Raw genomic sequence first — 432 nt, forward strand, 5'->3', positions numbered from 1 at the left:
ACGACGCTCTTCCGATCTAAGTCCAATACTTGACGCAATGCAACGTTCAATGAACGGATACCGCCACCGATTGGAGTTGTAAGAGGTCCTTTAATAGCGATCAGATATTCGTTAATGACATCTAGAGTTTCTTGTGGAAGCCATTCGCCTGTTTGGTCAAATGCTTTTTGTCCAGCTAAAACTTCTTTCCATTCGATTTTCTTTTCGCCATTGTAGGCTTTTTCAACTGCTGCGTCTAAAACGCGAGAAGCTGCTGCCCAGATATCAGGACCGATTCCGTCTCCCTCGATATAAGGAACGATTGGGTTGTTTGGCACGTTAAGAGCACCGTTAGTAACTGTGATTTTTTGGCTTTGTGTCATGTCTCTTACCTCCGATTCAAATTCAAAGGTTAGATGGTCCACCTTTAAAGCAGGCAGCACCACTAACCCT

At 44.2% G+C, this 432-nt stretch carries 1 protein-coding gene; it reads right to left on the bottom strand.

Going from position 1 to position 432, the window contains the following annotated elements; genetic code table 11:
- Positions 1 to 362: isocitrate/isopropylmalate family dehydrogenase (locus CVN76_RS02000; protein ID WP_269800004.1), on the bottom strand; the 362-nt coding region annotated here is incomplete at its 3' end.
- Positions 363 to 432: the final 70 nt, after the last annotated feature.

It is taken from the genome of Bacillus sp. mrc49 (assembly GCF_002803435.1).